At 71.8% G+C, this 14,049-nt stretch carries 7 protein-coding genes and 1 pseudogene; 3 read left to right on the forward strand and 5 right to left on the reverse strand.

Annotation, left to right across the window (positions count from 1 at the left end; all coding sequences use genetic code 11):
- The first annotated feature begins 186 nt into the window (after positions 1–186).
- From pepN to ACFY9V_RS09215, 3 genes are all read left to right on the forward strand, one after another.
- Positions 187–2,775 carry an aminopeptidase N gene (pepN, locus tag ACFY9V_RS09205; RefSeq protein WP_391160370.1) on the forward strand — a complete coding sequence of 863 codons (2,589 nt, stop codon included), beginning with the start codon at positions 187–189 and terminating at the stop codon, positions 2,773–2,775.
- A 1,016-nt stretch (positions 2,776–3,791) separates the two neighbouring features.
- Positions 3,792–4,952 (forward strand): hypothetical protein, encoded by a 1,161-nt coding sequence (locus ACFY9V_RS09210; RefSeq protein WP_391160372.1) that lies wholly within the window; start codon positions 3,792–3,794, stop codon positions 4,950–4,952.
- 202 nt (positions 4,953–5,154) lie between these two features.
- Positions 5,155–8,499, forward strand: a complete 3,345-nt coding sequence (locus tag ACFY9V_RS09215; protein ID WP_391160375.1) for a S8 family serine peptidase — start codon at positions 5,155–5,157, stop codon at positions 8,497–8,499.
- A 133-nt stretch (positions 8,500–8,632) separates the two neighbouring features.
- Here ACFY9V_RS09215 and ACFY9V_RS09220 read toward each other — a convergent pair whose 3' ends face one another.
- From ACFY9V_RS09220 to ACFY9V_RS09240, 5 genes and pseudogenes are all read right to left on the reverse strand, one after another.
- The gene (locus ACFY9V_RS09220) at positions 8,633–11,221 is read right to left on the reverse strand and encodes an FtsX-like permease family protein (protein ID WP_391160377.1); all 2,589 of its coding nucleotides are present in this window, start codon (positions 11,219–11,221) and stop codon (positions 8,633–8,635) included.
- Positions 11,218–12,078, reverse strand: coding sequence for an ATP-binding cassette domain-containing protein (locus ACFY9V_RS09225; protein WP_391160379.1), 861 nt, complete (start codon positions 12,076–12,078; stop codon positions 11,218–11,220). The genes ACFY9V_RS09220 and ACFY9V_RS09225 overlap by 4 nt, the downstream gene beginning before the upstream one ends.
- A gap of 508 nt (positions 12,079–12,586) precedes the next feature.
- Positions 12,587–12,895: an immunity 53 family protein gene (locus ACFY9V_RS09230; protein ID WP_355337259.1), complete on the reverse strand. Its 309-nt coding sequence runs from the start codon at positions 12,893–12,895 to the stop codon at positions 12,587–12,589.
- A 36-nt stretch (positions 12,896–12,931) separates the two neighbouring features.
- Positions 12,932–13,177, reverse strand: a pseudogene (locus ACFY9V_RS09235) (IS5/IS1182 family transposase); the annotation flags it as partial.
- Between the two features lie 214 nt (positions 13,178–13,391).
- On the reverse strand, positions 13,392–13,691 hold the full coding sequence (locus ACFY9V_RS09240; RefSeq protein WP_355337185.1) for a hypothetical protein: 300 nt from the start codon (positions 13,689–13,691) through the stop codon (positions 13,392–13,394).
- Positions 13,692–14,049: the final 358 nt, after the last annotated feature.

Below are 14,049 nucleotides of genomic sequence, written 5' to 3' on the forward strand. Positions count from 1 at the left end.
GCTCACGGGGACATGAGTCCTCTGTCACGCACAACGCGCGACCGACGCGACGGCATTCCCCGTACCCCTCCCCCGTACGCCCCCCGTGGGAGGATGCGGGACGCTGTGACCACCCGGGAGACCCCCGGGGCCGCCCATGAGCCCACAGACCCGCTGGGCCTGTGAGAACAGACAAAGGAGTCGCCCGTGCCCGGCGAGAACCTCAGCCGCGAGGAGGCCCGCGAGCGGGCCTCGATCCTGTCCGTCGAGCGCTACGACGTGGCCCTCGACGTACGGTCGGCGGTGGACCCGGCCGACGCGGGCGGGGACCGCACCTTCCGGTCGACGACCGTGATCGACTTCCGGTGCTCGCGACCCGGCGCCTCGTCCTTCGCGGACCTGCTCGCCCCGGCCGTCACCTCCGTCCGGCTCAACGGCCGGGAGCTGGACCCGGCGGCCGTCTTCGACGGCACCCGGATCGCGCTGGACGACCTCGCGGAGCGCAACACCCTCGTGGTCGACGCGCGTTGCGCGTACAGCAGGACCGGCGAGGGGCTGCACCGCTTCGAGGACCCGGAGGACGGCGAGGTCTATCTGTACACGCAGTACGAGCCCGCCGACGCGCGCCGCGTCTTCGCCAACTTCGAACAGCCCGACCTGAAGGCGCCGTTCACCTTCCAGGTGACCGCGCCCGAGGGCTGGACGGTGCTGAGCAACAGCGAGCGGGACGGCGAGCCGGTGCCGTACGAGGGCGACGGCGGCGGCGCGGTGTCGCGCTTCCTGCCGACGCAGCCGATCTCGACGTACATCACGGCGGTCGTCGCGGGCCCGTACCACGTGGAGCACGACCACTACTCGCGGACCTTCGAGGACCGGGCGGTGCTCGACGTGCCGTTGAGCGCGCTGTGCCGCAGGTCGCTGGCCCGGCACTTCGACGCGGACGAGATCTTCACGGTCACCAAGCAGGGCCTGGACTTCTTCCACGACAACTTCGACTACCCGTACCCCTTCGGGAAGTACGACCAGGCGTTCGTGCCCGAGTACAACATCGGCGCGATGGAGAACCCCGGATGTGTCACCTTCCGGGAGGAGTTCGTCTTCCGCGGCAAGGTCACCCGCGCGTCGTACGAGGGCCGGGCCAATGTGATCCTGCACGAGATGGCGCACATGTGGTTCGGCGACCTGGTCACCATGCGCTGGTGGGACGACCTGTGGCTGAAGGAGTCCTTCGCGGACTTCATGGGCGCCTTCGCGATGGTGGAGGCCACGCAGTACGACGCCGGGTGGATCACCTTCGCCAACCGGCGCAAGGCGTGGGCGTACCGCGCCGACCAACTCCCCTCCACGCACCCGGTGGTCGCCGACATCCGCGACCTCCAGGACGCGAAGCTGAACTTCGACGGCATCACGTACTCCAAGGGCGCCTCGGTGCTCAAGCAACTCGTGGCGTACGTGGGCCGGGACGCCTTCCTGGAGGCGGCGCGCCGGTACTTCAAGCGGCACGCGTACGGCAACACCACGCTCGCCGACCTGCTGGCGGTGCTGGCCGAGACCTCGGGCCGCGACATGGCGCAGTGGTCGCGCGCGTGGCTGGAGACGGCGGGCGTCAACTCCCTGACCCCGCAGGTGGTCTACGGCGCGGACGGGAAGATCACCGAACTGTCGGTGCTCCAGACCGCCGCCGAGTCGCACCCCGAACTGCGCCCGCACCGCGTCGCGGTGGGCCTGTACCGGCGGGTGCCGGGCGGCGCGCTCGAACGGTACGCGCGGGTCGAGACCGACGTGTCGGGCCCGGTGACCGTGGTGGACGGCCTGGCCGGCCAGGACCGGCCCGAGCTGGTGCTGGTCAACGACGACGACCTGACGTACTGCAAGATCCGCTTCGACGAGGTGTCACTGGACACGCTCCGCGCCCATCTCGGCGACCTCACCGATCCGTTGGCGCGAGCGCTGGCGTGGTCGGCGGTGTGGAATCTGACCCGTGACGGGCTGATGCCCGCCCGTGACTACCTCGGTCTCGTGCTGCTCTTCGCGGGCTCCGAGAGCGACATCGGGGTGCTCCAGTCGCTGCACCAGCAGGCGCGCTCCGCGCTGTCGCACTACGTGGCGCCCGACCACCGCGAGGAGGCCGCCAGGTCGCTCGCCGAGGGCGCGCTGCGGGAGCTGCGGCAGGCGGAGCCGGGCAGCGGCCACCAGTTGGCGTGGGCGCGGTTCTTCTCCTCCGTGGCCTCGTCGGCGGCCGATCTCCAGTTGCTGCGCGGGCTGTTGGACGGCTCGGCGAAGATCGACGGGCTCGACGTCGACCAGGAACTGCGCTGGACCTTCCTCGAGACCCTCACCGCCGAGGGCGACGCGGACGCGGCGGCGGTCGCGGCCGAGCGCTCCCGCGACGACACCGCCTCCGGTCACCGGCACGAGGTGCGCTGCCTGGCCGCGCGGCCCTCCGCGCAGGTCAAGGCGGCGGCCTGGGCCGATGTCGTGGACTCCGACCGGCTCTCCAACGCCTTGGTCGAGGCCACCATCGCGGGCTTCGCGCAGCCGGGGCAGCGGGGGTTGACGGCGCCGTACGTCGAGCCGTACTTCGCCTCGATCGAACGCGTGTGGGGCGAGCGGTCGATTGAGATCGGCATGGCGGTGGTGCGGGGTCTGTTCCCGCACCACCAGGGTCCTGAGGCGCTGGCCGCGGCCGACGCGTGGCTCTCTGCCCGCGCCGACGCGGCGCCCGCCTTGCGGCGCTTGGTCGTTGAGTCGCGCGACGACCTCGCGCGGGCGCTCCGCGCCCAGTCCCTGCGGTGAGCTGACGGGGGCGTGTCCTTGCCCGCCCGCCCACCCGTGCGGGTGTTTTCTTCGTCTGCGGGTGCCGCTTGTGCCTGGTCGGTGCCGGTCCGGGGCACCTCCTCGAAATGCGGCTACCTGGCCTTGCTCATTCGGCACCCTTCTTGTCACCGCATTTCTGCGGGGGCACCCCGGCCCGTCCCCTCCGGGTACGTCGGCGTCCGACGGTCCGGTGGGGGTGGCCGGGAGGGGGGTGGGTGGGTACGGGTACGTCGGCGTCCGCCTGTCCGCTGTGGTGGCAAAGGCGGTGGGTGGGGGCCAGGCCCTGCGCCCCGCCAACCTCTCGGCGGGGTGAGCGAAAGGCGGTGAGTGGGGGTGCGGGCCCTGCGCCCCCCGACCGCCCGGCGGGGTGGGCGAAAGGCGGTGAGTGGGGGGTGCGGGCCCTGCGCCCCCCTGACATCCAGCCGGGGCGGAGACATGCGGTCTCCGCCGATGCCCACAGCGGAGGGACACCTCCCCCAGTTACAGCGCACGGGCGGACGCCGACGTAGTGGAGCCCACCCACCCATCGCCGCCCCCACTGGCCAGGCGGAGGCCAACGGACCCTGGCCCACCCACCCCCGCCCCGGCACCACAGCGGACCGTCGGCTGTCCCCGCACCTCAGCCCACCCACCCCCTTCCCCGGCAACCCCCACCGGCAGGCGGACGCCGACGTACCGGGAGGGGACGGGCCGGGGTGCCCCCGCAGAAATACGTTGACGGCCGGGTGCCGGATTCGCGAAGGCCAGGTGATACGGATTTCGAGGAGGTGCCCCGGCCCGGCACCGACCAGGCACAAGCGGCACCCGCAGACGAAAAAACACCCGCACGGGTGGGCGGGCGGGCAAAGAGCAGGCCCCCGGAGGGGGTCACCCGAATAGGTGAAAAGGTAAGCTCGGCATCCGAACACGTGGACTTTAGCCCAGGCTTGTCCGGGTTTGTCGACGGGCGTGTAACAGCGGTTAGTGACGGGGCCGGCGGCGGGAACGACCACGGCATGAGCATCGAGAACCCCCACTCACACCGCACCGCCGACCACCTCCGCACCGCCCACAGCGTCTTGACGGTCCGTCAGCTCAGGGAGCGCGGCGTGACGCCGGGCGTGATCGCGGAGCGGTGCCGCCCGGGAGGGCCGTGGCAGCAGGTGCTGCCGCAGGTGTACCTGCTGCACTCCGGCCCCCCGAACAGCGCGGAGCGCCTGGAGGCGGCGCTGCTGTACGCGGGCCGCGATCCGGGAGCGCACGGCCCGCTCGGCGGCGGCCGGGAGGCGATGGTGACCGGGCTGGCCGCCCTCGCCCTGCACCGCTTCTCTTCGGTGCCGCCGCTGCCGGGGCTGCCGCGGATCGACGTCCTGGTGCCGCGGCAGCGCAGGCTGCGCGACGCGGGCGACGTGGCGATCCGCAGGACCAACGCACTGCCCCGCCCGCAGGAGGTCGCCGGACTGCCCTGCGCGCCGATGCCGCGCGCCTTGGCCGACGCGGTCGCGGAGCTGGACGACGCCGAGACGGTGCGGCGGCTGCTGACCGAGGCGGTGCGCGGCGGGCACTGCGACGCGGGCGCCGTACTGGAGGAGCTGGAGCACGCGCGGCTGCTGGACCGGCCGCAGGTGGCGGCGGCGCTGGACGCGCTGCTCGCCGAGGGCCGGTCGGTCGCCGAGGACCGGCTGATCGCGATGGTGCGCTGCCACGCGCTGCCCGACCCGGTGTGGAACGTCGACCTCCGACTGCCGGGCGGCCCGCCGCTCGGCGGGGTCGACGCGTACTGGCCGGAGCACGCGGTGGCGGTGGAGATCGACGCGCGCACCGTACGGCCGGGCACGGCGGCGGGCGAGGACGGCCACGGTGACGTATACGCGACGGACGCGTACGGGGACGGGGACGCGTACGGACCGGGCGGCACGTACGGTCCCGGCGGCGCCTTCGACCAGCTCTTCGACCGGGCCTTCGAGCACGGTTTCGAGAACGCCGAGGACGACGCCGTGTGGTCGCGCTACGCCCGTGAGCGGGAGCGGCTGGAGGCGCTGGGCATCACCGTCATCCACCTCACTCCGGCCAAACTGAGGGACTCCGCCGAGCAGCAGGCGGCGATCGTCAGGACCGCGCTGATGGCGTCCGCCGACCGGACACCCGCCGCGTATGTGGTGGTCACCCCGAGGTGACCACCCGTCACACGAGGAAGCGGGGTCCCGGCGATTTACCCCGACCCGTACCGTATTCGTCCTGATGGCGGTTGGCGGAAACACGTCATGCCCAGACCATTGGACGGTCAACACTCCCCAAAGGGGAGTCAATTCCAGCAATGTGAGCGATCGACCGGCTCCGTTTTCCGAACAGACCACCTCGGTCCGAACAGGGATGCCCATGCCACTCGCTCACATTCCCGGCAAGAGACGCGCGGCCCGTATCGCGCTGGCCGCGGGTCTGGTTGCCGCGCTGTCGGCCGCCGGGCCCGCGCTCGCGATCGCGGACGCGCCCGCCTCGCCCTCGTCGCCCTCCTCCACCCCCGCGCCCGGCCCCGGCTCGCCGGACAAGGGCGCCGCCGACAAGGGCGGAGCCGCGGACAAACTCGGGTCCGCGGACGCCTCGCTGCTGGCCAAGGCCAAGGCGGACGGCGACAAGAACGTCACCTTCATGGTCGCCACCAAGCCCGGCAGCACCGGCCAGGTCGCCGACAAGCTGGACGCGCAGGGCGCCAGCGTGGGTCTGCGGTACGACAAGATCGGCTATGTGCGGGCCACCGTGCCGACCGGCAAGGCGGACCAGGCCATCGCGGCGGCGCAGAAGCTGTCCTCGGTCATCGCGATCGACCTCAAGCAGGAGATCAAGCTCGACGACCCGACCCCGGCGGCGGACACCACCGCGGCGGCGGCCAAGAACGGGAAGGCGTCGGCCACGACGTACCCCGGTCCCGGCAAGGACACCCCGGCCAAGAACCCGTACCAGCCGGCGTTCGAGACCGGCGCGGTCGACTTCGTCAAGGACAACCCGAAGTACGACGGCCGCGGCGTGACCATCGGCATCCTGGACTCGGGTGTGGACATCGGCCACCCGGCGCTCCAGAAGACCACCACCGGTGAGCGCAAGATCGTCGACTGGATCACCGCGACCGACCCGATCCTCGACGGCGACGCCACCTGGCGCCCGATGGTGACCGCGGTCTCCGGCCCGGCCTTCACCTCCTCGGGACGCACCTGGAAGGCGCCCGCGGGGAACTACTACTTCAGCACGTTCGCCGAATCCGCCACCATCGGCGGCGACATGAACGGCGACCTGAACCGCGACGGCGACACCACCGACAAGTGGGGCGTGCTGTACGACCCGGCCGCCGGTACGGTCCGCGTGGACCTGAACGACAACGGCGACTTCACGGACGACACCGCGATGAAGCCGTACAAGGACGGTTTCCAGATCGGCCACTTCGGCACCGACAACCCGGCGACGCCGATCTCCGAGTCGATCCCGTTCACCGTCGAGATCCGCAAGAACGTGCCCATGGACCCCTACGGCGGGACCTGGGTCGGCAAGACCGCGGACTTCGTGAACTTCGGCCTCGTGGAGTCCGAGCACGGCACGCACGTGGCGGGCATCACCTCCGCCAACAGCCTGTTCGGCGGCAAGATGAACGGCGCGGCGCCCGGCGCGAAGATCGTCTCCTCGCGCGCCTGCACCTGGAGCGGCGGCTGCACCAGCATCGCGCTCACCGAGGGCATGATCGACCTGGTCGTCAACCGGCACGTGGACGTGGTCAACATGTCCATCGGCGGTCTCGGCGCCCTCAACGACGGTGCCAGCGCCCGCGACCAGCTCTACAAGGAGCTGATCGACACCTACGGCATACAGCTCGTGATCTCCGCGGGCAACGACGGCCCCGGCGTCAACACCATCGGCGACCCCGGCCTCGCGGACCACGTGCTCAGCGTCGGCGCGTCCATCTCCAAGGAGACCTGGGCGGCCAACTACGGCTCGCAGATGACCGTTCCGTACTCGATGATGCCCTTCTCCTCGCGCGGCCCGCGTGAGGACGGCGGCCTCGCCCCGGTCATCACCGCGCCCGGCGCGTCCATCAACACCATCCCGACCTGGGAGCCGGGCGGGCCGGTGAAGGAGGCGGGCTACACCCTGCCGCCCGGCTACGCGATGCTCCAGGGCACCTCGATGGCGTCCCCGCAGGCCGCCGGAGCCTCCGCGCTGCTGCTGTCCGCGGCCAAGGCCAAGCACCTGACGGTCAGCCCCGCGCAGCTCCGTACCGCGCTGACCAGCACCGCCAAGTCGATCCCCGGCACGCAGACCATCGAGCAGGGCGCCGGTCTCATCGCCGTCGGCCCGGCCTGGAACCTGCTCAAGCAGGGCGGCAAGACCAACACGTACACGGTCAAGGCGCCGGTCAACACGGTGCTGAAGGACTACCTCGTCACCCCGGGCTTCGGCACCGGCGTGTACGACCGTGAAGGCGGCCTCCAGGCCGGGCAGTCGCGGACGTACGACGTCACCGTGACCCGTACCAGCGGTCCGGTCTACGCCCAACTGCACACGCTCACCTGGGCGCACAACGACGGCACGTTCAAGGTGGCCAGCCCGCTGGTGCTGCTGCCGCTGAACAAGCCGGTCACCGTGAAGGTCACCGCGAAGCCGAAGTCGGTGGGCGCGCACAGCGCGTTGCTGAACATCGACGACCCGCTGACCCGCGGCATCGACTCGCAGATGTCGGCCGCGGTGCTCGTCTCCACCCCGGTCGCGGGCCCGTCGTACACGCTGACCCGCTCCGGCAGCATCGAGCGCGACACCACGAGGTCGTACTTCGTGACGGTCCCGGCGGGCGCGACCTCGCTGGAGGTCGCCATGGACGGGCTCAAGACCGGCAGCCAGACCCGGTTCCTGACGATGCACCCGTACGGTGTGCCGCTCGACTCGACCCAGACCATCGACTGCTACCCGAACTACGACAACCCCAACAACAAGTGCCGCCCGGACGTGCGCTCCTACGCCAACCCGATGCCGGGCGTGTGGGAGATCGCGGTCGAGGCGCGCCGCACCTCGCCGCAGCTCGACAACCCGTACAACCTGTCGGTGACGCTGCTCGGCGTGGCCTTCGACCCGGCGGTCAAGACGGTTCCCGAGGCCAAGGTCGGCACGCCGACCCCGGTCGACTGGACGGTCACCAACGGCTTCGCCCCGATCCAGGGCAAGCTCAAGGGCGGCCCGCTCGGCTCGGCGTTCACCGCCAAGCCGACGATCGCCGACGGTGACACGCAGACCACCACCTTGACGCTCGGCCCCGGCGCCTCCCGGCTCGACGTGTCGATCGGCGGGACGTCCGACACGGCCGCCGACCTCGACCTGTACGTCTACCGGGACGGGGTGCTCGTCGCGCAGTCCGCCAGCGGCGGCTCCGACGAGCGGGTCAGCCTGGCCAACCCGCCCGCGGGCACGTACACCTTCGAGGTGGACGCCTACGCCGTACCGGCAGGGACGACCACCTACGACTACGAGGACGTCTACTTCTCCGACGCCCTCGGTACGGTCACGGTGGACGACACCACCACGGTCAACCTGCCGCACGGCGCCTCCGCCAAGGTCTCGGCCTCGCTCCTGGCCTCGGCCGCGGCGCCCGAGGGACGCAAGTTCTTCGGTGAGGTGCAACTGCTCAACGCGCGCGGCTCGGTCGCGGGCAAGGGCAGCGTGATCATCACGAAGACGACGCCGTAACGGAGTTGTCCTTCGGGGGGTGCGGGGCTCTCGGCCCCGCACCCCCGGTACGTACGTGAACAGGGCGGCCGTCTTCTTGACGGCCGCCCTGTCCGCGTGCACCGAGCGCGTTCAACTCACCGTGTCCGGTGGGTTATTCGCGGGCCGCGCCCGCCGCCGCCGGGTTGGCGCGCAGCAGCGCGCGGGCCGGAAGGGCGGTGGAGAGCAGGCCGATGACCGTCGCGGCGCCCGCGAGGCCGAGAGCCGTGTCCGGCGGGATGTACGGGCTCGCGCCGGTCAGACCGCGGGCGATCGGGACGAGGGTGATCCACGCGATGGCACCGCCGATCAGCAGCCCGGCCGCGGCGACCAGCAGCGCCTCCAGGCGGACCATGCCGAGCACCTGGCGGCGCGTGGTGCCCGCCAGCCGCAGCAGCGCGACCTCGCGGCGCCGGTCCAGCACCGTCATCACCAGCGTGTTCGCGGCGGCGACCGCGGCGAATCCGCCGAGGACGGCGGCCATGACGCTGTTCGCCCAGGCGTTCAACTCCAGCTCCTTGTCGGCCTGCTGGCGGTACCCGGCGCGGTCGGTGACCGTGAGCCCGGCGACGCCCAGCCGCGACAGGTCCCGCGCGACGGCCGTACGGTCCGCGCCGGGCGCGTCGTGCACCAGCACCTGCGTGTCGTACGCCGTCCGCGCGTGGTCGGCCACCGCCGTGCGCGGCATCAGCAACTGGCCGATGCCCAGGCCGCGTTCGTACGTCGCCACGACCGTGGGCCGCACCCGGGTGCCGTCGCCGAGCCACAGCGGGATCCGGTCGCCGACCTTCACCTTCGCCGTACCGGCGAGCAGGGAATCCACGGCGACGGTCCGGCCGTCACCGGTCAGCGCGCTCAACGAGCCGGTCTTGACGCCCAGTTGGAGGACGTCGGGCAGCTTGCCCGGGTCTCCGGAAACGCCCAGCAGGGACGCGGAGTTGAGCGAGCCGGAAGCCCGGTAGAGCGCGCCGGTGCGCAGGACGCCGACCGCGCCGTCCACGCCGGGCACCTTCGCGGCGCGCTGCGCGGTGTCGGCGGGCACCCCCGCGCCGGACGAGCCGAGCACCTGGTCGGCGACGACGCCGTCCTTGATCTGGTGGGCCGCCTCGTGCTTGAGCGAGCCCTGCATGCACAGGAGCGTGCCGCAGAAGGCGGTGACCAGCACGATCGGGGTGATCGCGGAGGCCAGCCTGCGGGCGTTGGCCCGGCTGTTGGCGGCGGCGAGCTGCGAGGCGGCGCCGCCCGCGCGCAGCGGCAGGCCGAGCAGCGCGGCGGCGGCCCAGGCCACGACGGGCCCGAGGAAGGCCACGCCGACCATGAAGCAGAAGACGATGCCGAGGGCGACGTTCGCGGCGTCCTCGCCCGTGGTGTGCGCGGCGACGGCGGCCAGGACGCAGCCGCCCGCGACGGCCGCGGCGCCGAGCACGGTCCTGATGACGCCGGGCCTGCGGCGCTCCACCGCGGCCTCGCCGAGCGCCTGGCTCGGCCGGGCCTTCGACGGGCGGCGGGCGGCCAGATATCCGGCGGCCAGCGCCGCGAGCAGGCCCGCGCCGACCGCGCTCACCATCGGGATCCAGCCGGTGCTGAGCGTCACCCCGGCCGGGACGGCGTCCCGGTGGACGAGCTGCCTCACCCACCAGCGGGCCAGCGCCACGCCGGGCAGGATGCCCGCGGCGCCCGCGATCGGCGCCACCAGCATCGCCTCGGTCGCCACGGTGCGGCGGATCTGCCGCGGGGTCGCGCCGACGGCGCGCAGCAGCGCGATCTCCCGGCCGCGCTGGCCGATCGCCAGCGCGACGGTGCCCATCACCACGAACACAGCCGTCGCCGTGGCGATCCCGCCGAACGAGGCGCCGATCGCCGTCAGCATCTCCTTGCCCTCGGCCAGCTCCGGGTGCTCGGCGAGACCGCGGCCGTCGCCGGTGCGCACCTTCGCCGGGTCGCCGGGGGCGCCCTTGACCGCGGCCTTCACCTGCCGGGCCAGCTCGTCCGTGCTGACGCCCTTGGCGGGCAGCACGGCGATGGCGTCGGTGCGGCCCGGGTGTCCCGACAGGCGGTCGGCGACGGGGTCGGCGAAGTAGGCCGAGGCGCCGGCCGAGGCGCTTGTTGTAGCGCTTGCCTTGGTGCCGTCTTTCGCGCCGGCGCCGGTGCTGGTCTCCGTGTCGGTCAGGCCCGAGACCTTGTACGTGGTCGCGCCCGTCGGGGCGGTCAGCGTGAGGGTGTCGCCGACGCCGACGTGCGCCGCCCGGGCGGTGGCCGCCGACAGGGCGACCTCGCCCGTACCAGGTGCCCGCCCCCGCACCACCGTGCTCGCGTCGATCGCGTGGGCCGACCAGTCGCGGCCGGTCAGCGGCGGCAGCGTCTTCGACTGCACCGGGAAGGCCGTGTCGGGTACGGCCGCCGACACGCCCGGCGCGCGGGCGATGCGGTCGGCGAGCGCCGTGTCCACGCGGGGCTGGTCCGGCAGCGACGCCGCGTCGCTGTCGGCGTCGTCGCCGTGCCCCGTGGTGATCCGCGCCGACGGGTCGGCCGCCACCACGACGGGCGTGGCCGCGTACCGCACCGGCTTCACATGCGCCGTGATCCCGGTCTGGAGCATGCTGCCGCACGCCGTGATGACGGCGGACGCGAACAGCAGCGCGACGAAGGTGCCCACGAAGGACGCGGGCCTGAAGCGCACGGAGGCGCGGGCCAGGCCGTTCATGCCGCCGCCCCCACCCGTCCCGCGCCGCGCCCGGTCTCGCGCCGGGTCTCGCGCCGGGTCTCGCGCTGGGTCAGCGCCACCATCCGGTCCGCGACCGCCGTCGGCTCGGGGTGCCACAGCTCGTCAGCGAACGAGCCGTCCGCCAGGAACAGCACGCGGTCCGCGTACGACGCCGCCACCGGGTCGTGCGTCACCATCACCACGGTCGCGCCGAGCCCGTTCACCGCGTGCCGCAGCAGCCCCAGCACCTCGCGGGCCGTCCCCGTGTCCAGCGCCCCCGTCGGCTCGTCCGCGAAGATCACGTCAGGCTCCGTGACCAGCGCCCGCGCGATGGCCACGCGCTGCTGCTGCCCGCCGGAGAGCTGGCCGGGGCGGCGCCTTCCGTGGCCTTCCAGGCCCACCTGGGCCAGCAGCTCCGCCACCCGGCGCCGGTCGGGGCGCTCGCCCGCCAGGCGCTGCGGGAGCTGGACGTTCTGCTGCACGGTCAGCGACGGCAGCAGATTGAACGACTGGAACACGAACCCGATGCGGCTGCGCCGCAGCTCCGTCAGCCGCTTCTCGCTCAGCGCGGTGATCTCCACCCCGCCCAGCAGCACCTGCCCGGCGCTCGGTTTGTCCAGTCCGGCCGCGCACTGGAGGAACGTGCTCTTCCCCGAGCCGGAGGGGCCCATCACCGCCGTGAAGCTGCCGCGGGGCAGCCCCAGATCGATGCCGCGCAGCGCGTGCACCGCGGCTTCGCCGCGGCCGTATGTGCGCCGCACTTCTCTCAGCTCCACCGCGTACGCCGTGGCCGGCGTGCCTGTCGTTTCGGCGTCCGCCGCCTTCTGTGCCCGCTTGCGTTCGCGCCGCGACGCCATCTCTTTCCCCTCAGCTCAGTTCGTTTCCCGGCCCTCTCGACGCTACGGAGCCGCGCTCTCCCGAACCATGGCGTCCCCTGGCGTCCCCATGGTGGGGACAACCCCCGTCCCGGCGTGACGGCTGCCGCCGTTGTCTTGTCTTTCCCACCCGCCCACCCGTGCGGGTGCTTTCTCCGTCTGCGGGTGCCACTTGTGCCTGGGTCGGTGCCGGTCCGGGGCACCTCCTCGAAATCCGTCTCACCTGGTCCTGGGGATTCGGTGCCGTTCCTGTTGACGTATTTCTGCGGGGGCACCCCGGCCCGTCCCCTTCCGGTACGTCGGCGTCCGACGGTCCGGAGGGGGGTGGGCGGGCTCGGGTGCGTCGGCGCCCGCCTGCCGGTGGGGGTGCCGGGGCGGGGGTGGGTGGGCTGGGGTGCGTCGGCGTCCGGCCGCCGAGGGGGGTTGCCGGGGGAAGGGGGTGGGGTGGTCGACCCGTGCTGACAGGGTGACGCCCCGCCGGTCACATCACTTACTGGACTCTCGCTGTTGCCCAGACCTGGAACAGTGAGAGGGCCTCGGTCAGGTTGCCGGGTCCACACGCGATGTGAAACGCCCCCTCGGCCGTCCGAGTCATCACCCAGTCGTGCTCACCTCGCATGACCCGCTGTGGGGAATACTCGCGGGTCGCCAAGTCCGTCTCCTCAAGATCAATCGTCACGGCCCAGCCCGGGTTGTCGAGCGTCTCGATCTTCACGCCCCATCCGTGTTCCCAGTCGCCATCGCACTGTGAGGCGTACCAGCTCTGCAACCAGTCAAGGACATGCTCGGATTTGGACATAGACGCAGATGCTAGAAGCTGCCCGACGGATCGGGCCCGCAGCCAGAGTCGGATCGCTGCGACGGTGACCGTCCCGTGAAAGACGTAGGCCCGCTTGTCGTAGCGCGTCGCGACGGCCCTGAAGTGTTTATTCGAGCTGGTTGACCGTGCGCTCGACCGTGTTGCGTCGCTTGTACATCTCCTTGTCGAAGCTGGCGGGTCGGCACCCTTTACCGCCGCGGCTTCGACGCTTGGCCCGCTGGCCTTTGGGCTCGGGATGGTGTGCTTGATTTGAGTCCTTCGCGACCATGCTCAAGTACGGACCCGGCAAAGGATCCCGTTGATCACCCGCCGGTGATCGCACCAACGGCCGCCCCAACCCCCCCAGACTTCGGCAGAAGCGACTCAAGCCGCATCCACTCGTCGTTGGTCGGATCACCCCGCCCCACGACCAGAACAACGACCACATCATCAGATGGTCACAAAGATCTGCCGGACAGTCCCTAGGCGAATCGGGCTACTGGATGGTGTCGGGAAGGTCTGGGGCAGCGGTGTCGGCTACAAGTTCGGCAAGCTCGAAGCGGTACTCGAATTGCTTCATGTAGCCCTCGACACGGAGGACGTATGTCCGCTCGGAGCACTTGAACGCCTGCCTGCGCCGGGGTTTGCGCACGTCGCGGTCGAAGGTGTTCACCAGGTTGAGGAAAACGCCCGGCGCCTCCTCATGGCTGGCCTCGAACTCGGTGAGGGTGTCAACCCGATAGGGCCCGTGAGGCGAACCGCCGACCGGACTTATCAGGACCATCCATCGGGCCACGCCAGCTCCTCGCCCATCGCATGAGAGTGATCAACACCCCCCATTCCACCCGACCCTGCCAACGATCACCAACAGCCCACCCGCCAGCCGCCCAGAACCCGGCCCCCATCCACCCCCTCCTCCGCCACCACAGCGGACAGGCGGACGCCGACGTACCCGGAGGGGACGGGGCGGGGTGCCCCCGCAGAAATGCGGTGACGGGGAGGGTGCCGGATACACGGGAGCAGGCAGCCGCATTTCGAGGAGGTGCCCTGGACCGGCACCGACCAGGCACAAGCGGCACCCGCAGACGACAACACACCCGCACGGGTGGGCGGGCGGGAAAAGACAAAGCCCTGGCGGCGAGCCGTGGAACGGA

Origin of the sequence: Streptomyces sp. NPDC008317 (assembly GCF_042955955.1) — a bacterium.
In the GTDB taxonomy this organism is placed as follows: Bacteria; Actinomycetota; Actinomycetes; order Streptomycetales; family Streptomycetaceae; genus Actinacidiphila.